The organism is Nonomuraea roseoviolacea subsp. carminata, from assembly GCF_024172185.1.
Taxonomy (GTDB): domain Bacteria; phylum Actinomycetota; class Actinomycetes; order Streptosporangiales; family Streptosporangiaceae; genus Nonomuraea; species Nonomuraea roseoviolacea.
This window is the reverse complement of sequence record NZ_JAMZEC010000001.1, coordinates 4693531-4710001: the sequence shown is the minus strand read 5'-3', so window position 1 is coordinate 4710001 and position 16471 is coordinate 4693531. Positions and strand designations below refer to the sequence as shown.

Sequence of the window (16471 nt, the reverse complement as noted above, 5' to 3'; positions counted from 1 at the left end):
GGGGCCGTGCAGGTCACCGGGTCAAGGACGGCCCCGGCGTCCCGACTTCTCAGTGATCCCTGAGCCCACGGTCCCCCTCCCCGTGGTCCCCCTTCCCCCTCGGGCCGCGGTCCTCGCACCTCTCCTGCGGACCGCGGCCCCCTGGGTCGTCCCCCTCCGCGGGGCCGCGGCGCTCCTGCCCTCCCCTTCGCGCCGCGGCCCCGTCCCCTCCCCCATTCGCGAGGCCGCCCGGTGACGTCGCGGCTCGGCCCGCCTCCCCGTTCCCCGATAATCTGCTCGTGCGCGGATACACCCGGCGATCCCTCCTGCTGCTGGGCGGAGCGGCGGCGGCCGGGGCGATGGTCCCGGTGGCCGCCACGGGGCTGTGGGGCGAGGCGTTCGACCTCCTGCGCCGCCGGTGGACCGCGCTGACCACCGACCCGGTGTCCCGGGCGGCGGCGCTCCCGCCGTACCGCGAACGGCTCGCCGAGCTGGGCGGCGAAGCGGCCCGGCTCCGCGACACCATGGCCCCGGACCGCGCGTCGCTCTGGCCCGGCCTGCCCTACCCGTCCTTCACCGCCACCCCGGAACGGCTGCGCGCGATGGCCCGCGCGTACGCGCTGCCCGGCACCGGGCTGACCGGCGACCCGCGGCTCGCCACGGCCGTCGCCGCGGGCCTCGACCACTACCGCCGCCACGTGTACGCCGCCGGGACGCGCCCGGAGGGCAACTGGTGGAACTGGCGGATCGGCGTGCCGAAGGTCCTGCTCGACGCGGCCGTGCTGGTCGCCCCGCACCTCACGGCCGAGCAGGCGGGCGGGCTGCGCGAGGCCGTGGACCACTTCGTGCCGCCGGGGCGCCTGCACCGCTACGGCGGCCTCAGCACCGGCGCCAACCGGGTGGACCTGTGCACCGTCATGCTGCTGCGCGCGATCCTCGGGGCCGACCCCGAGCGGGCCGCGCTGGCCGCCTCCGCGCTGACGCCCGTCCTGCGGTACGTCGAGGAGGGCGACGGGTTCTACCGGGACGGCTCCTTCATCCAGCACACGTACGTGCCGTACCAGGGCGGGTACGGCATGGTGGCCCTGGCGGGGCTCGCGGCGCTGTTCACGGTCCTGCGCGGCACTCCGTGGGAGATCCCCGAGCAGCTGCGGCGGGTGGTGCACGACAGCGTGGAGCGCTCGTTCGCGCCGGTGATCCACGACGGGTTCTGCATGGACCTGGCCGGCGGGCGCGGCATCGTGCGCCGGCCGTTCGGCGACCACCGGAGGGGGCGCCTGATCGCGGCGTCGATCCTGCTGCTCGCCGAGACCGCGCCGGAGGCCGACCGGGCGCGCTGGCAGGCGATGGTCAAGGGCTGGGCGGCGCGCGACACGGCGCGGCCGATGCTCGACGCGGCGGAGAGCGAGGGCGAGCTCGGCTTCCACGCCCGGCTGGCGGCGGTCGTGGCCGACGCGCGCGTCCCGGCGGCCCCCGAGCCGGCCGGGCACCGGCTGCTGCCGATGAGCGCCCGCGCCGTCCACCGCGCGCCGGGCTGGTGCGCGGGGCTCAGCATGGCGTCGTACCGGATCGGCCACTACGAGCACGGCAACGGCGAGAACCTGCGCGGGTGGCACACCGGCTCCGGGATGCTCTACTGGTGGGCCGAGGGGCACGGCGACCAGTACTCCGATGGCTTCTGGGCGACCGTGGACCCGTACCGGCTGCCCGGCACCACGGTCTCCACCAAGCGGCTGCCCGACGGGGCCGGGCCGGGATGGGGCGACACGTGCCCGCCCGGCCGGTGGGTGGGGGGCGCGACCGACGGCGCGTACGCGGCGGTCGGGCAGCACCTCAACGGGCTGGAGAGCACGATGGAGGCGTTCAAGTCGTGGTTCTTCCTGGACGACGCCGTCGTGTGCCTGGGGGCGGGCATCACCTCCCGCGACGGCGTCCCGGTCGAGACCGTCGTCGACAACCGGCGCACCGGCGCGCCGCTCACGGTCGAGGCGACGTGGGCGCACCTGGAGGGGCACGGCGGCTACGTCCTGCCGGGCGGCCCGGCCCCGCGCACCCTCCGGGAGCGGAGAACCGGCCCGGACGGCACGGCGCGTGACTACCGGACGTTATGGCTGGACCACGGCACCGACCCGCGCGAGGCCGCCTACGTCTACCTGCTCCTGCCCGGCGCCACCGAGGAGCGCACCCGGGCCCGCGCCGCCGACCCCGGCTGGGCCCGCGTCCTCGCCAACACCCGGCATCAGCAGGGCGTCCACGTCCCGTCGCTCGGGCTGACCGCCGTCAACTTCTGGAACCCCGGCACGACCGGCCTCCTCACCGCCTCCGCTCCCTGCGCGGTCCTCGTCCGGGAGCTGCCGGACGGCACGGCGACGCTCACCGTCGCCGATCCGCGCTGCGACCTGGACGAGCTGACCGTCACCTGGCACCGGCCGGTGGCGGGCCTTGCCGACGGTCACCCGCTGCTGTCCGGCGCCACGACGGGCCCGGCGCTCACGGCCCGCTTCGGCCGCCTCGCCGACCGGCTCGGCGGCTCCTGCACGATCACGCTCCGCCTGCGCTGACGGGCGCAGAGCCTCCTGGAGCCGACCGACCTGCCTGAGGAAGTGGTGGCGCGGGTTGTCGGCGGTGCCGAGGCCGCTCCGCTCCCCCACCTTCTCGATCGGCAGGCGCCGTATCGGCTGGCGGTGGGACGGGAGGCCGCGCGGCGCTCAGGAGGAGGGGACCGGGGCCCAGAGGCCGGCGGCGGTGCCGTCCTCGACGTGACGCTCGTAGACGGCCACCTTGCCGTGGATGACCTCCAGGCAGGCGGTCAGCTCGGCGATCCGGGCGCGGACGCTCCGCTCGTGCTCGCGCAGCAGCTCCAGCCGGTCGGGCTCGTTGCCGGGGCCGGAGCGCACCAGGGCGGCGAACCTCCGCAGCGTCGCGATCGGCATGCCCGACTCGCGCAGCCGGTTGCACAGCAGCAGCCACTCCACGTCCGCCGCGTCGTAGAGCCGGTGGCCGCCGGCCGAGCGCGGGATGTCGCGCAGGAACAGGTCCTCCCGCTCGAAGAAGCGCAGCGCGTGCACGCTGAGGCCGGTGGCCGCCGCCACGTCGCCGATGGACAGACTCGCCGCCATCCCGCACCTCCGCCGAGTTTGACCTAGAGCGAAGTCTAGATTCTACGGTCGGACTCATGACGAACAGGCAACACAAGATCGGCAGCGGGTTCGGGGCGTGGAGCACGGCGGAGGAGGTGCTGGCCGGCATCGACCTGACGGGGCGGACCGCCGTGGTCACTGGCGGCTACTCGGGGCTGGGCCTGGAGCTGGTCCGGGCGTTCGCCGGGGCCGGCGCGCGGGTGCTCGTCCCGGCCCGCCGCCCGGACGCGGCCCGCGCGGCCCTGCGCGAGGTCCCCCGCGTGGAGGTGCGCCCGCTCGACCTGACGGACCAGGCGGACGTGCGCCGCTTCTCCGAGCGGGTCGTGGCGGACGGCGCGGCGATCGACGTGGTCGTCGCCAACGCGGGGGTCATGGCCTGCCCCGAGACGCGCGTCGGTCCCGGGTGGGAGGCGCATCTCGCGCTCCACCTCGGCCATCACGCGCTGGTCAACCGCCTGCGACCCGCGTACGCCCCCGGCGGGGCACGGGTGGTGGCGCTCTCCTCCTCCGGGCACTTCCTGTCCGGCATGCGGTGGGACGACGTCCACTTCCGCGACGGCTACGACGGCTGGCTCGCCTACGCGCAGGCCAAGACCGCGGCCGCCCTGTTCGCGGTCCACCTCGACCGGCTGGGCGGCCCGGCCGGGGTGCGCGCGTACGCCGTGCACCCCGGCAGCATCCTGACGCCGCTGCAGCGGCACGTCCCCCTGGAGCGGCAGTCCGAGCTGGGCTGGATCACGGAGGACGGCACGCCGCCCGCCCGCTTCAAGACCCCGGCGCAGGGCGCGGCCACCGCCGCGTGGGCGGCGACCTCGCCCCTGCTCGACGACCTCGGCGGCGTCTACTGCCAGGACTGCGACGTGGCCGAGCCGGCCACGACCGACGACATGCTCGTCGGCGGGGTCAAGCCGTGGGCGGTCGACCCGGCCGAGGCGGCCCGGCTGTGGGCCCTGTCCGCCGAGCTCACCGGGGTGGACGCGTTCTCGTGATCAGTCGCGGGAGAGGGCGTGGTTGACGGCGGAGACGACGGCGTCCACGGCGGCGGTCAGGACCGAGGCGGCCAGGCCCACCCCCCACGCGGTCACGCCCGCCACCCGGCACTCCACGTACGCCGCCGCCAGGCTCTCCTCGCCGGCCGCGGCGCGTCCGGAGGCCGGGACGGCATGCTCGGTGTAGCCGACGATCTCCACGTCGTGGCCCAGCCCGCGCAGCGCCGCGGTGAGCGCGGCCAGCGGCCCCACGCCCGTCCCCTCACCGCGTCTCTCACCCGCGCCGGTGACCGCGAAGTCGCCCGTGAACGCGTGCTCGCCGCCCGCGTCGTCCACCTTCCAGCGCAGCAGCTCCACCGGGCCCGTCCGGCCGACGTACGCGGCCCGGAACAGCTCCCACAGCCGCTCCCCCGTCACCTCGCCGCCGCTCAGCTCGGCCTCGTCCTGCACCGCGCGGGAGAAGTCGATCTGCAGGCCGCGCGGCAGGTCCAGCCCGTGCTCGACGCCCAGCACGTACGCCACCCCGCCCTTGCCCGACTGGCTGTTGACCCGGATCACGGCCTCGTAGTCGCGCCCCACGTCGCGGGGGTCGATCGGCAGGTACGGCACCGCCCACGGCGCCCGGTCCGGCGTCACGCCCAGCTCCGCGGCCCGCCGCTCGTGGTGGGCGAAGCCCTTCTTGATGGCGTCCTGGTGGGTGCCGGAGAAGGCCGTGTAGACCAGGTCGCCCCCGTACGGGTGGCGGGGGTGGACCGGGATCCGGTTGCAGTGCTCGACGGTCGCGCGGACGACGTCGATGTCGGAGAGGTCGATCATCGGGTCGACGCCCTGGGCGTGCAGGTTGAGGGCCAGGGTGACCAGGTCCACGTTGCCGGTGCGCTCGCCGTTGCCGAACAGGCAGCCCTCCACCCGCTGCGCCCCGGCCAGCACGGCCAGTTCGGCGCAGGCCACGCCGGTGCCGCGGTCGTTGTGCGGGTGGACCGACAGGATGACGCCGTCGCGCCGGTCGAGGTGGCGGTGCATGTACTCGATCTGGTCGGCGTACACGTTGGGCGTGGCGACCTCGACCGTCGCCGGCAGGTTGTGGATCACCGGCCGGTCGGGGCTCGCGTCCCACAGCGCCGACAGCCCGTTGCAGATCTCCAGGACGTAGTCGGGCTCGGTGAGGTTGAACACCTCCGGCGAGAACTCGAACCGCACCCCGGGCCGGCCCTCGCCCAGCCGGGCCACGTGCCCGGCGGCCCGGGTGATGAACGCGCGCAGGTCGTCGCGCTCCTGCCCGAGCACGACCTCTCGCCAGGTGGGGGCGGTCGAGGTGTACATGTGGACGACGGCGCGCGGCAGCCCCTCGATCGAGGCGTACGTCCGCTCGATCAGGTCGGGCCGCGCGGCCGTGAAGACGACGGGGGTGACGTCGTCCGGCACCAGGTCGCGCTCGGCCAGCAGCCGGACGAAGTCGAAGTCGGTCCGGCTGGCCGACGGGTAGCCGACCTCGATCTCCTTGAACCCCATGGCGAGGAACAGCTCGAACATGCGGCGCTTGCGGTCGGGGTCCATGGGGTCGGCCAGGGCCTGGTTGCCGTCGCGCAGGTCGACCGGCACCCACAGCGGGGCGGCCGTGACGGTGCGGGAGGGCCACCGGCGGTCGTGCGCGGGGACGTCGACCCGCTCGTGGACGGGCCGATAGCGGTGGGAGGGCATCGAGCCGGGCCGCTGGGGGTTCCAGTGGGGCTGTCCGGCGGGGATCGGCCCTGAGGGGGTGCGCAGGGTGGGGAACGGAGCGGACATGCGAGGTCTCTCTTCTCTGACGTGCTGGTCTGGGTCGTGGCTGGGCGGGCGACCGGCGGCACGCGGGATCCCGCGGCGGGGTGCCGATCGCGTCAGGCCCCGCCGCGGCGGCCGAGAAGCAGACCGGGCAGCGTCATGGGCGGTAGACTAACCACACCTCAGCTCCTCAGACAACCTGAGAGGTATGGATGACATCGCTCGGCCCTCTGAGCCGCAGCCCCCTCGTGGACCAGGCCACCCAGCGGCTGCGCGTGCAGATCGCCGGCGGGCACTGGCCGGTCGGCACGCGGCTCCCCGGGGAGACGACCCTGGCCAAGGAGCTGGGCGTGGGCCGCTCCACGGTCCGCGAGGCGATCCGCGCGCTGAGCGGGGCGGGCCTGCTCGCCGCCCGTCAGGGCTCGGGCGTGTACGTGATCGCCACCGAGCCGGTGGAGGACTGGCCCGCCCGGCTGCGCCGCGCCGCCGTGGTGGACCTGTACGAGGTGCGGACCATGGTGGAGGTGCGGGCGGCGCGGATCGCCGCGGCCCGCCGTACCGACGAGGACCTGGCGGCGATGGACCTGGCGCTGGCGCGGCGGCGTCGGGCGGCGAAGGAGGCGGGCGACGCGGAGTTCGTGGACGCCGACATCGCGCTGCACACGGCGGTGGTGGCGGCCGGGCGCAATCCGCTGCTCACGGGCCTGTTCGCGGACTTCGCCCCGGTGCTGCGGCGGGGCCTGATCGACCTGATGGCGCTGGTGGACCTGCGCGCCCACGACCCGGCGCTCGGCGACGACTCCCACGCCGCGCTGGTGGAGGCGGTCCGCGCGGGCGATCCCGACCGGGCGGGCCAGATCATCGAACGCGAGCTGGAGGACACCCTGCGCCTCCTCCAGCGGGAGACCTCCTGAACCGCACGGCTCAGGAGGAGATCGCCACGGCCGTGCGGTAGGTCGCCGGGTCGTCGAGGTGATCGAGGATGTAGGCCGCCAGTTCGGCGCGGGAGGTGCGGTTGCCGACGCGCTCGGTGGCGCCGACGCTGACGCGCGGCCGGCCGGTGGCGGGCGCGTCGGTCAGGCCGGTGGGCCGCACCGCGGTCCAGTCGAGGTCCGTGCCGGCCAGCAGCCGCTCCATGCGCAGCATGTCGGCGTACGGGTGGCGCATGACGTGGTGCAGCAGCCGTCCGGCGAGCCGCGTCGCGGGCCCGGCGCCGGGCGGCGTCTCCAGCCCGGCCGAGGAGACGACGACCAGCCGGCGGCAGGCGCCCATGGCCTCGACGACGGCGGCCGTGCCGGCCGAGTAGACGGTGGTGAGGCCGCGCCCGGTCGAGCCGATGGCCGAGACGACGGCGTCGTGGCCGGGCAGCGCGGCGGCGAGGTCGCCGGGGCGCAGCACGTCGGCCGCGCGCGGGGTGAGGCGGGCGTGGCGCAGGCCCAGGGCCTCGGGGCGGCGGGCGATCGCGGTGACGTGGTGCCCGGTCTCCAGTGCCCGCTCGACGAGGGCGCGTCCGGTGCGGCCGGTGGCGCCGATGACGGCGATGGTCGCCATGTGCGTGTCCTGCTCTCAGGGGGGTCGGGGCGGTCAGCGGGTGCGCGGCTTGGTGGCCGGCTGGAACATGAAGGAGACGGCCTCCATCAGGCCCTGACGCTTGGTCTTCTGGATGGCGGCGATGCGCCAGCGGCCGTCCTCGCAGCGCACGACGGTGTACGTCTGGACCTTGCCGAGCTTCTTCGGCTTGCCCTTGTAGGTGTCGCCGCGGCTGACGACCACGGCGGTGTCGCGGCCGTAGAAGCGGATGTCGATGATCTCCATGGCCAGGCGGGTGCCCTTGAGGAAGCTGTCGAACAGCGCCTGGTGGGCCCGGCCGATCTCCTCGCCGCCCTGGTAGACGGTGCCGACGAAGGTGACGTCGGTGGCGTCGTCGGTGAACCGCGCGCCGTAGGCGGCGCCGTCGCCCCGGCCCCACGCCTCGACGGTCTCCTGGAGCAGGGTGCGGATGGCGGCGGTGTCGGCCTCGGTGGTCTGCTGGTGGTTCATGTCATGCCTCTTCCGTGGTAGCTTCGCCGAAGAAGTTTCTTCGTTGAAGATTTCTCTTCTCTGAGGAAGAGATTAGGCGGGAGGCATGACGATGTCAACACGCGGGATGCGCCCCGACGCGGGCGCGGTCTACCGGCGCTACCTGAGCGCCGTGCTGCTGCACGGCCAGGCCAGCGCGCGGGCCTGCGACCTCGGGGCGACCGACCTGTACGCGCTCAACATCCTGGAGCTGCACGGCGCGATGACCCCGGGCGAGCTGGGCGAGCGCGCCGGGCTGACGACGGGGCCGACCACGCGCCTCATCGACCGGCTGGAGCAGGCCGGCTACGTGCGCCGCTCCCCCTCGCCCGACGACCGGCGCAAGGTCATCGTGGAGATCGTCGGCAAGCCGGCCCGGCTGGACGAGGTCATGACCCCGGCCCGCGAGAGGGTCGGCGAGATCCTCCGGGGATACACACCGGAGCAGCTCGACGTGCTGTTCGACTACTTCGGCCGCGCGGCGGCGGCGTACCAGGAGGCCACGGACGACCTGCGCCGGTGACCCGGGCTCACTTCCGCAGCACGACCTGCCGCGTGGACGTCCCGGGATAGACCATGACCAGGAACTCCTGCCGGGCGTCGTCACCGGCCATGGCCGCGTCCAATCCGCGCATGTGCACCCGCACGCGGTACGCGCCCCTGCCGCCGGCGGTCAGGTCCGGCAGGTCGTCGCCGCCGTCGTCGTCGATCAGGCGCAGGTCGCCGGTGGTGCTGCGGTAGCCCACCTCCACGACCTGCTCCCAGCCCTTGAGCTCGACGGGCGGGCGCCGCCGGGACGCCTCCACGGTGACGCACACGTGCATCGCCTCGTCGGCCGTGAGGATCGCGAGCTGCCCGGGCGCGCTGCCCACCAGGTGGTTGGTGAACGCGTCGTCGAGCGCGGGGAAGTCCTCCCCCGGTTCCTCCTCGGACGCGTACAGGGTGCCGGACTCCGACCACAGGGCGGCCCGGGCCGCGCGGACGGCGGGGATGCGCGGGCGGTGGCGCGGCAGGCGGTCGCAGCGCCGCCTCGCGGTGGCGATGAACCGCTCGTTCTCGGCGCGGGCCCGCTCCTCGGCCGCGTCCTGGCGCCGGGCGAGGTCCGGGCAGAGGTATCTGAGCGCGGCGTTCAACCGCCGCTCTCCCAACTCCCCCGCGACGTCCTGCGAGGCTCCGGAGGGGTCGCGGCACAGGCGCCGCCCGATGGCGAGCAACCGGTCGTCGGAGGTGCCGAAGTACTTGGCCTGCAGAACGCCCTCCTGCCGGACCACGCAGAGGTACGCCTGCTCGCGGTGCGCGTCGTCCGGCGTCTTCTCGTCGCCGTAGCCCATGGTGTCCCACCGCTCGCACAGCTCGGGGGACGCCTCGGTGACCTTGCCGGGCGCCGCGTCCGTCCGAGGGATCAGGAGGACGAGGACCAGCGCCAGAAGGACCCGGACATACGTGCTCCAGCGCGGACGAACCGCTCGCCGGGTCCGTACCGCGAGCACGATCAGGGCGGCGACGACCAGGTCGTACAGATACGACCGGACGAGCTCCGCCCCGAAGGGTTCCGAGGTCGAGCAGCCGACCGCGACGTCCAGCGCCTTCGTTCCCAGGGCCAGCACCGCGTTCCACGAGAGGACCACCGCGGTCGCCCGGCCCGCCACGCGGGCCCAGCGCAGATGCCCCTTGCGCGCGAGGAGCGCCCATGCGGCGAACCCCACCGCCACCACGGCCGGGGCGGGCGGCGTCCACACGTCCACCGTCAGGAACGAGAGGCCGGATCTGAGCTCGAACCCGGGACAGGAGTACGCCTCGTACAGGAAGACGCCGTACGTCTCGGTGGCGAAGAGAGAGACGACCCACGGCGTCAGCGCCAGGACGAACGCCGCTCCCCACAGCGCCAGCGAGACCCGCCACCGTAACGGGCGCACGGCCCTCCCATTCCCGGAAAAGATCAATGCGAAAGCGCCACATTTATCGGCCGAATTCGATCACGTCAAGCCGGCGCAATTCTTCTGTACGGTCTGCAATTCCCGGGGACACGCCTCGGCGCCCCCACGCACGGGGACGCGGGGACGCCGAGGCTTCAGGGAGGGGGCGGTCAGTGGCGCCGCACGCACCTGTTCCAGCGGTCGCTCCAGTACCAGCCCATCGGGCACCGGGGACCGGCAGCAGTGATCGTCGGTTGCGTCGTGGTCGTGGTCTGCGCGCCGGCCGGGCCCGCCGACACGACGAGCGTGGCGGCCAGGCTCAGCGAGCCGAGCAGGACGGCGCATGCCTTGCGGATGAAGGTTCTGTCCATGGCCCCATCATCGGAAGCGTGCCGTGACCGCAGCGTGACGTCCGAAAACCGCCACCATTCGGCGGCCCGCCCGGTGTTGGAAGAGGAGAAAGGAGAAACACCCATGCTGAAACCACAGGAACGCGTCGCCCGGGCCGACTGGAAAGGCATCGCCCGGGAAATGGACGCCCACGGCTGCGCGCCGGCCGGCCCGCTGCTGACGGCCGAGGAGTGCCGCCGGATCTCCGGCCTGTACGACGAGGTCGCGCTGTTCCGCTCGACGGTCGACATGGAACGGCATCGCTTCGGGCGCGGCCAGTACCGCTACTTCGACCGGCCGTTCCCCGACCTGGTCGAGGAGCTGCGCCAGGCGCTGTACCCCCGGCTGCTGCCGATCGCCCGTGACTGGGCCGCCCGGCTCGGCCGGCCCGCGCTCTGGCCCGACACCCTCGACGAGTGGCTGGCCAGGTGCCACGAGGCCGGCCAGACCAAGTCCACGCAGATCCTGCTGCGCTACCGCGAGGGCGACTGGAACGCCCTGCACCGCGACCTGTACGGCGACCTGGTCTTCCCGATGCAGGTGGTGATCGGCCTGGACGAGCCGGGCGCCGACTACGGCGGCGGGGAGTTCCTGCTGGTCGAGCAGCGGCCCCGGGCCCAGTCGCGCGGCACGGTGACGCTGCTGCCCAGGGGCACGGGCTGGTGTTCACCACCCGCGACCGGCCGGTGCCCTCGGCGCGCGGCTGGTCGGCCGCCCCGGTGCGGCATGGCGTGAGCACGGTACGGCACGGCCTGCGGCACACCCTCGGCCTGGTCTTCCACGACGCCGCCTGACGCCCCCGACATCGACCGACATCGGCCGAACGACACCCGACGACGGGCCGACGCCGCCCGACGTCCGCCGAGGTGAGCGGCGGCTACGGCGGGGAGGCGGCGGCGCGGCCGGTGCTCCAGGCCCACGCGGCGATGCCGACCCGGTTGCGCGCCCCGAGCTTGCGCTGGACGGCCGCGATGTGGTTCTTGACCGTGCCGGGCGACAGGAACAGCTCCTCGGCGATCTCGGCGTTGGTCCTGGCCTGGGCGACGAGCCGGACCACCTCCTCCTCGCGGGCGGTCAGGCCCGGGTCCGGGGCGCCGGCCTCCTCGGGCTCGGCGGCGTCCCGGCGCAGCAGGCCGACGGTGAGCTGCGGGCTGATGAGCACGTCGCCGCTCACTGCCGCCCGTACCGCCTCGACGAGCAGCGCGGGCCCGGACCGCTTCAGCACGAATCCGGACGCGCCGTGCCGCAGCGCGGCCCGCACGTACTCCTCCAGCCCGAACGTCGTCACCACCACGACGTGGACGTCCGTGTCCGCGAGCGCCCGGGCGACCTCGATGCCGTCGGCGAGCGGCATCCTGACGTCGGTGAGCACCACGTCGGGGCGCAGGCGGCGGGCCTCCTCGATGGCGGCGAGGCCGTCGGCGGCCTCGGCGACGACGGTCATGTCCGGCTGCGCGTCCAGGATGAGCCGGAAGGCGCCGCGGATGCCCTCCTGGTCGTCGGCGATCAGGATGCGTATCGGCATGTCGCTCATGGTGCCAGCACCCGCCGCTCCAGCGGGATCCGGGCCGACAGGCGCCATCCCCCGGGCACCGGGCCCGCACTCAGGTCGCCGCCGAGCGACGCGACGTGCTCGGCCAGTCCCGGCAGCCCGAACCCGCCCCGCCCGCCGGAGGGCCCGCCGCCGGTGACGCCGTCGTTCTCCACGGTGACCTGGAGGGCGCCGGCCCGGGCCGTGGCGGAGATCTCGACGCGGGCGGCGCCCGGGGCGTGCCGGCGGACGTTCGTCAGCGCCTCGGCCACCACCCGGTACGCCGCCGCGCTCACCCGGCCCGGCACGTCGAGGCTCTCGTCCACGCTCAGGTGGACGCGGGCCGGCCCGGCGGAGGAGTAGCGCGTCGCCATGTCGGACAGGCGCGCGGCGAGCGCCTCCTGCCCGTCGTCCAGATCCTCGTCGCCGTCGTCCTCCTCGTCGTTCAGGTGCAGGACGGTGCGGTCGAGGGTCGCCAGGGCGCGCTGCCCCGCCTCCTCCACCCGGCGCAGCGCCAGCATGGCCTGGGCGGGGTCGGCGGCTCCGGCCACCTGTCCCGCCTGCGCCTGGGCCAGCATCTCGCTGACGTCGTGGGCGACGAAGTCGTGCAGGTCGCGGGCCAGTCTCCGGCGCTGCGTCTCCCGGGCCGCGGTCACCGCGGCGGCGCGGCGCTCGTCCAGCGCCCGCAGGTAGAGGCCGACTCCGGCGGCGCACAGGACACCGGCGGACCAGAACGCGCAGATGCCCACCGCCTCCAGTGCCGAGACGGGCGAGTAGAAGCGGAACATCCAGGTGGAGGCGGCGATCCCGGCCGGGACGCCGGCGGCCACCGCCTGCCGTGCCGGTGACCGGCGGGCGAGCAGGCCGGCCAGGGCGATGAACGCCAGACCCTCGGCCATCCCCCAGACGTCCGCCCCGCTGCCCGCTCCCCTGCCGGTGAGCTGAACGAGCGTGGCCGCGAGGGAGACCACCGCCGCGCCCGCCGTCACCACCGCCGGCCCCGCGTCCTCACGCATCGACAGCCGCAGGCCGCCCTGGCGCACGGTCCCCGCGGTTCCGGTCGCGCCGCCCGCCCGCGGCGGCCTCGCGCCACCGGGTCGCGAGGCGGCCGCCCAGGCCAGGGCGGCCACGGCCGCGGCCAGCGGCGCCATCGCGGCCACCCCGTACCGCGGCACACCGCAGGCCGCCGCCACGACCACGGCGCCGATCCCGCACCACCGCATGCGCTCTCCCACTCCCACGTCCCCGACGATACGCACACCCGGAGGCGCGGCACCCCTGCCGAACGGCACGGTCACGGCCCGCGCGAGCGGCCACGACCTGCCGATCGGCATCTCGTGGCCGCCCGGGCGCCGCTTCGAGACTGGCCGCATGACAACGAACGGCCGCAGAACGACGATGACCGGCGGCACGACGGCGACCGGCCGCAAAGTGACGATGATCGGCCGCATGGCGGCGGCCTCGCGCGCGCCGGCTCTGGCCGCGGCCGTCTGGTCGGTCGTGTACCTCGTGCTGGGCACCGCCTGGGCCCTGGGCGTGCCGGGCTTCCCGTGGGGAGCCGGCGACCCGGACCTGGACGGCGCGCTGTCGCTGCTCGCCGGGCTCGACCCCGGCCCCGACGCCTGGTGGGTCGCCGCCTTCGCCGCGCTCGCGCTGGCCGTCGCCCTCGCCCTCACCCGGACTCCGCGGCGGGACGGGCGGGCCGGGCGGGTCGCGGTGGCGGCCGCCTGGGTGATGGCCGCGGCCCTGGTGCTGGCGATCCCCGACTCACGGGTCATGATGGGCGTCGCGTACACGCCGCTCCTGATGTTCTCGGGCTTCCTCGACGGGCCCTTCGGCCAGGTCGGGCTGGGGGACGCCTGGCCGTGGCCGGTGCTCAACCAGTTGCTGTGCGTGCTCGGCGGGCTCCTGCTGGCCCGGGCGGCCGTGGTCCATCGGCGGCGTGCCCGCGCCGCCTGCGCCGCCTGCGGCCGGGGCGAGGAGGAGAGCGGATGGACCTCGCGGGAGGCGGCGGCCCGCTGGGGACGCCGCGCGGTCGCCGTGGCCGTCGCCACGCCCCTGGTGTACTGCCTGACCCGGTGGGCGTGGGTGCTCGGCATCCCGCTCGGAGTGAGCAGGGAGTTCCTGGAGGAGGGCGCGCGCGACACCCCCGGCATCTGGCTGGCGGGCGCGTACCTGGCCACGTTCGGCGCGCTCGGCGGCCTGCTGACGCTGGGGCTGGTCCAGCGTTGGGGCGAGGTGTTCCCGCGCTGGATCCCCGGCCTGCGAGGCAGGAGGGTGCCGCCACCGCTGGCCATCGTCCCGGCGACGTTCGTGGCGATCATCATCGTGGTGGCGGGCCTGACGTACGTGCGGGCGACCGTCGCGGGCCGCTTCTCGATGGCGGAGTGGGGCGCGTGGCTGCCCGAGTGCTTCTGGCCGGTGTGGGGCGCCGCCCTGGCCGCCGCCGCCCTGGCCTACCACCTGCGCAGGCGGCCCGCCTGCCGCCACTGCGGGCGCGGCTCCGCCGATCACGTCACCGCAAGTGTCACCGCCGGCTGACACAATGCCCGACATGACCGGACCCGACCCCAAGACGTTCCTTCGCCGCTACCTCCAGACCGCCCGCGACGCCATGCTGTGGAAGCTCGACGGGCTCTCCGAGTACGACGTCCGCCGCCCCCTGACCCCCACCGGCACCAACCTGCTGGGCCTGGTCAAGCACCTGGCGGGCGTCGAGCTCGGCTACTTCGGCGAGACGTTCGGCCGCCCGTCGGACGAGCCGCAGCCGTGGTTCGAGGAGGGCGCCGAGGACAACGCCGACATGTGGGCCACCGCCGACGAGTCCCGCGAGGACATCGTGGGGCTCTACCGCCGTGCGTGGGCCCACGCGGACGCCACGATCGACGCGCTCGACCTCGACGCGACGGGCCGCGTGCCGTGGTGGCCGGAGGAGCGGGCCGAGGCCACGCTGCACCTGCTGCTCGTCCACGTGATCGCCGAGACCAACCGGCACGCCGGTCACGCCGACATCGTCCGGGAGCTGATCGACGGCGCCGCGGGCCTGCGCGCCGAGGCGAGCAACATCCCGTCGGCGGACGAGACGTGGTGGGAGGAGTACCGCAACCGGCTGGAGCGGGTGGCCGAGGAAGCCGCCGGAGATCGACCCCGCGTCTAGACTCGTGACCATGGACGCGCCTGTGCGGGTGACGATGGCGGGAGCGGGCAACGCCTTCGGCGACGGGGGCATGCTGCAGACCTGCGTGCACGTCCAGGCGGCGGGCGGCGACGGCGCGCTGCTCGTCGACTGCGGCGCCACCGCGCTGACCGGGCTCAAGCGGCTCGGCCTGGAGCCGGGCGACGTCTCGGTCGTGGCGGTGTCGCACCTGCACGGCGACCACTTCGGCGGGTTGCCGTTCCTGATCCTGGACGGCCAGTTCACGCGGCGGGTCAGGCCGTTGCACCTGGTCGGGCCGCCCGGCCTCGAGGAACGGCTGGGCCGGGCGATGGAGGTGCTCTTCCCGGGCTCGTCCTCGGTGAGCAGGCGGTTCGAGGTGCGGGTCCACGAGCTGGCGCCCGGGTCGTCCGCTCAGGTGGAGGGCGTCGGGGTGCGGGCGTTCGAGGCCGACCACGCGGCCGGGGCGCCCGCGCTGGCGCTGCGGGTCCGGGTGGCCGGGCGCACGATCGCCTACAGCGGCGACACCGCCTGGACCGACACGCTGATCGACGTCGCCGACGGGGCCGACCTGTTCCTCTGCGAGGGCTACACGTACGAGCGGGCCGTGCGCTACCACCTGCACGTGCCGGAGCTGCTCGCCCGGCTCGACCGGCTGAGCTGCCGCCGGCTCCTGCTCACCCACGCCGGGCCGCAGGTCCTGGCGCGGCGGGCCGAGCTGGGTCTCGACCTCGCCGAGGACGGCATGGTCCTGGACGTCTGACCCCGTGGAAGACCGAGGTCAGGACGTCGGGCCGCGAGCGCGCACCCCCCATGCCAGGAAATCGCGCGGCCGACCGGAGGCGCGGTACCCGCCCCTTTCAGGCGGCATTGTGCCGGTACCAGTCGCGGGTCGCGGCGACACCCTCGTCGCGCGGGGTGACTTTGACCGGCCCGAACGCGTTCCGGAAGGCCGAATCGTCCGAGATGAACGGGCGGTCGCGCTGGTACCAGGTCTCGCCGAGTTGCGCGCACGGTCGGGTTGAACAGGCCGATGAGGCGCTGCGCTCCCCTACCCGGTCCGGCGGTCTTCGGTGTGCCCCCGATACTCCCCGTACGAGGTCGAGGAACCGGCGCCCGGTGACGGGCCCGGCGGCGGGCCCGGCGGCGGGCAGGTGCCAGGCGCGCCCGTCGGCCTCGGCGCGTTCGCCGAGGGTGACGAGCGCGGCGGCGATGTCGGGAAGATAGGCGACGGTGTGCGGCTGGTCGAGGTCACCGACCCAGCGGGCGGTCTTGCCGGCCAGGGCGGCGGCGAAGACGGTCGGACCGATGACGGTGTTGACGCCGCCAGGCCCGTAATAGTCGGAGGCCCGCCCCAGGGTGGCGCGCACGCGTCGGACCGGCGGCGCCGCGTGCGGGAGGGCGCCTTCGCACCGGCTGACCCCGCCGACCTCGCCGTCAGGCTCGACGCCCTCGCGCACGGGCTGTGCAGCCTCCACCTGCGCGGCGCGCTCGGCGACGCCGACGAGGCACGCCGCCACTGGGACGACGCCTTCGAGACCATGGTGTGA

At 74.9% G+C, this 16471-nt stretch carries 17 protein-coding genes and 1 pseudogene; 9 read left to right on the top strand and 9 right to left on the bottom strand.

Going from position 1 to position 16471, the window contains the following annotated elements:
* The first annotated feature begins 278 nt into the window (after window positions 1–278).
* On the top strand, window positions 279–2540 hold the full coding sequence (locus tag HD595_RS22025) for a polysaccharide lyase 8 family protein (RefSeq protein WP_253771901.1): 2262 nt from the start codon (window positions 279–281) through the stop codon (window positions 2538–2540).
* A 147-nt stretch (window positions 2541–2687) separates the two neighbouring features.
* On the opposite strand, the gene HD595_RS22020 is transcribed toward HD595_RS22025, so the two are convergent.
* Window positions 2688–3098 carry a MerR family transcriptional regulator gene (locus HD595_RS22020; protein WP_253771900.1) on the bottom strand — a complete coding sequence of 137 codons (411 nt, stop codon included), beginning with the start codon at window positions 3096–3098 and terminating at the stop codon, window positions 2688–2690.
* A gap of 56 nt (window positions 3099–3154) precedes the next feature.
* On the opposite strand from HD595_RS22020, the gene HD595_RS22015 reads away from it, so the two are divergent.
* Entirely contained in the window at window positions 3155–4108 is a 954-nt protein-coding gene (locus tag HD595_RS22015; protein ID WP_253771898.1) for an oxidoreductase, read from the top strand.
* Here HD595_RS22015 and leuA read toward each other — a convergent pair whose 3' ends face one another.
* Window positions 4109–5809 (bottom strand): 2-isopropylmalate synthase, encoded by a 1701-nt coding sequence (gene leuA / locus HD595_RS22010; RefSeq protein WP_253781268.1) that lies wholly within the window; start codon window positions 5807–5809, stop codon window positions 4109–4111. It abuts the gene before it with no gap.
* Window positions 5810–6084: 275 nt separating this feature from the next.
* Between leuA and HD595_RS22005 the strand changes: the two genes are divergently transcribed.
* Window positions 6085–6786 carry a FadR/GntR family transcriptional regulator gene (locus HD595_RS22005; protein ID WP_253771896.1) on the top strand — a complete coding sequence of 234 codons (702 nt, stop codon included), beginning with the start codon at window positions 6085–6087 and terminating at the stop codon, window positions 6784–6786.
* A gap of 10 nt (window positions 6787–6796) precedes the next feature.
* On the opposite strand, the gene HD595_RS22000 is transcribed toward HD595_RS22005, so the two are convergent.
* Window positions 6797–7423: an NAD(P)-dependent oxidoreductase gene (locus tag HD595_RS22000; protein ID WP_253771894.1), complete on the bottom strand. Its 627-nt coding sequence runs from the start codon at window positions 7421–7423 to the stop codon at window positions 6797–6799.
* A 33-nt stretch (window positions 7424–7456) separates the two neighbouring features.
* Entirely contained in the window at window positions 7457–7912 is a 456-nt protein-coding gene (locus HD595_RS21995; RefSeq protein WP_253771892.1) for an SgcJ/EcaC family oxidoreductase, read from the bottom strand.
* Between the two features lie 85 nt (window positions 7913–7997).
* Here HD595_RS21995 and HD595_RS21990 point away from each other — a divergent pair, with 85 nt between their 5' ends.
* Window positions 7998–8453, top strand: a complete 456-nt coding sequence (locus HD595_RS21990; protein ID WP_253771890.1) for a MarR family winged helix-turn-helix transcriptional regulator — start codon at window positions 7998–8000, stop codon at window positions 8451–8453.
* 7 nt (window positions 8454–8460) lie between these two features.
* On the opposite strand, the gene HD595_RS21985 is transcribed toward HD595_RS21990, so the two are convergent.
* A complete protein-coding gene (locus HD595_RS21985; RefSeq protein ID WP_253771888.1) occupies window positions 8461–9846 on the bottom strand; it encodes a hypothetical protein in 1386 nt (461 codons plus the stop codon).
* Window positions 9847–10016: 170 nt separating this feature from the next.
* Window positions 10017–10217 carry a hypothetical protein gene (locus tag HD595_RS21980; RefSeq protein ID WP_253771886.1) on the bottom strand — a complete coding sequence of 67 codons (201 nt, stop codon included), beginning with the start codon at window positions 10215–10217 and terminating at the stop codon, window positions 10017–10019.
* Between HD595_RS21980 and HD595_RS21975 the strand changes: the two are divergent.
* A pseudogene (locus tag HD595_RS21975) lies at window positions 10201–11030 on the top strand (2OG-Fe(II) oxygenase). The gene HD595_RS21980 and the pseudogene HD595_RS21975 sit on opposite strands and share 17 nt — an antisense overlap.
* Window positions 11031–11113: 83 nt before the next feature.
* Here the strand turns inward: HD595_RS21975 and HD595_RS21970 are convergent.
* Window positions 11114–11761, bottom strand: a complete 648-nt coding sequence (locus tag HD595_RS21970; RefSeq protein ID WP_253771882.1) for a response regulator — start codon at window positions 11759–11761, stop codon at window positions 11114–11116.
* 5 nt (window positions 11762–11766) lie between these two features.
* On the bottom strand, window positions 11767–13008 hold the full coding sequence (locus tag HD595_RS46825) for a sensor histidine kinase (protein ID WP_308211206.1): 1242 nt from the start codon (window positions 13006–13008) through the stop codon (window positions 11767–11769).
* 130 nt (window positions 13009–13138) lie between these two features.
* On the opposite strand from HD595_RS46825, the gene HD595_RS21960 reads away from it, so the two are divergent.
* From HD595_RS21960 to HD595_RS21950, 3 genes are read left to right on the top strand one after another with little or no spacing between them, the layout of a single operon-like run.
* Window positions 13139–14308 (top strand): hypothetical protein, encoded by a 1170-nt coding sequence (locus HD595_RS21960; protein ID WP_253771880.1) that lies wholly within the window; start codon window positions 13139–13141, stop codon window positions 14306–14308.
* 13 nt (window positions 14309–14321) lie between these two features.
* On the top strand, window positions 14322–14924 hold the full coding sequence (locus tag HD595_RS21955) for a DinB family protein (protein WP_253771878.1): 603 nt from the start codon (window positions 14322–14324) through the stop codon (window positions 14922–14924).
* A gap of 10 nt (window positions 14925–14934) precedes the next feature.
* Window positions 14935–15684 (top strand): MBL fold metallo-hydrolase, encoded by a 750-nt coding sequence (locus HD595_RS21950; protein ID WP_253771876.1) that lies wholly within the window; start codon window positions 14935–14937, stop codon window positions 15682–15684.
* Window positions 15685–15781: 97 nt separating this feature from the next.
* On the opposite strand, the gene HD595_RS21945 is transcribed toward HD595_RS21950, so the two are convergent.
* On the bottom strand, window positions 15782–16291 hold the full coding sequence (locus HD595_RS21945) for a Rossmann-fold NAD(P)-binding domain-containing protein (RefSeq protein WP_253771874.1): 510 nt from the start codon (window positions 16289–16291) through the stop codon (window positions 15782–15784).
* Window positions 16292–16312: 21 nt separating this feature from the next.
* Here HD595_RS21945 and HD595_RS21940 point away from each other — a divergent pair, with 21 nt between their 5' ends.
* Window positions 16313–16471, top strand: a complete 159-nt coding sequence (locus tag HD595_RS21940) for a hypothetical protein (protein ID WP_253771872.1) — start codon at window positions 16313–16315, stop codon at window positions 16469–16471.

Bases quoted from the DNA above. Each gene is read 5' to 3' on its own strand.
- HD595_RS22005 (WP_253771896.1), top strand. From the start codon at position 6,085: ATGACATCGCTCGGCCCTCTGAGCCGCAGCCCCCTCGTGGACCAGGCC.
- HD595_RS21970 (WP_253771882.1), bottom strand. From the start codon at position 11,761: ATGCCGATACGCATCCTGATCGCCGACGACCAGGAGGGCATCCGCGGC.
- HD595_RS21960 (WP_253771880.1), top strand. From the start codon at position 13,139: ATGACAACGAACGGCCGCAGAACGACGATGACCGGCGGCACGACGGCG.
- HD595_RS22015 (WP_253771898.1), top strand. From the start codon at position 3,155: ATGACGAACAGGCAACACAAGATCGGCAGCGGGTTCGGGGCGTGGAGC.
- HD595_RS22000 (WP_253771894.1), bottom strand. From the start codon at position 7,423: ATGGCGACCATCGCCGTCATCGGCGCCACCGGCCGCACCGGACGCGCC.
- HD595_RS21955 (WP_253771878.1), top strand. From the start codon at position 14,322: ATGACCGGACCCGACCCCAAGACGTTCCTTCGCCGCTACCTCCAGACC.
- HD595_RS21990 (WP_253771890.1), top strand. From the start codon at position 7,998: ATGACGATGTCAACACGCGGGATGCGCCCCGACGCGGGCGCGGTCTAC.
- HD595_RS21980 (WP_253771886.1), bottom strand. From the start codon at position 10,217: ATGGACAGAACCTTCATCCGCAAGGCATGCGCCGTCCTGCTCGGCTCG.
- HD595_RS21950 (WP_253771876.1), top strand. From the start codon at position 14,935: ATGGACGCGCCTGTGCGGGTGACGATGGCGGGAGCGGGCAACGCCTTC.
- leuA (WP_253781268.1), bottom strand. From the start codon at position 5,809: ATGCCCTCCCACCGCTATCGGCCCGTCCACGAGCGGGTCGACGTCCCC.
- HD595_RS21995 (WP_253771892.1), bottom strand. From the start codon at position 7,912: ATGAACCACCAGCAGACCACCGAGGCCGACACCGCCGCCATCCGCACC.
- HD595_RS22020 (WP_253771900.1), bottom strand. From the start codon at position 3,098: ATGGCGGCGAGTCTGTCCATCGGCGACGTGGCGGCGGCCACCGGCCTC.